1 protein-coding gene is annotated in these 278 nt (G+C 64.0%); it reads right to left on the bottom strand.

Features of this window, described 5'->3' with window-relative positions; translation table 11 throughout:
- Positions 1-278 (bottom strand): hypothetical protein (locus tag O4H47_RS17895; RefSeq protein ID WP_269395384.1); only part of this gene is annotated, 278 nt, incomplete at both ends.

Here is a 278-nt window from a genome sequence, read left to right as displayed (position 1 = left end):
CGCCAATAGCTGACACCACCATGCACCGAGATCAAAATCACCTTGGCGTGCTGCAGCACCTGCTCGACATAGAAGTCCACCGAGGCGTGATTGCTCAGCTGCGCCGGGCTGGCCAGACGCAGACTGGGGTAATCCGCCGGCAACTGGCGCGCCGCTTCGGCCAGCAGCGACAGGTGCGAATCTCCGGTGCAGAGAATCACCAGCTCGGCCGGGGTCTGGCCGAGATCGGCAATGCTATCGACCGGCAGCTGGCTGCCGGGCTGGGTGCGCAATAGATG

This window comes from Maritalea porphyrae (genome assembly GCF_027213965.1).
GTDB lineage: Bacteria > Pseudomonadota > Alphaproteobacteria > Rhizobiales > Devosiaceae > Maritalea > Maritalea porphyrae_A.
Note: the sequence above shows the minus strand (reverse complement) of the source record. Positions and strands in the feature narration are given on the sequence as shown.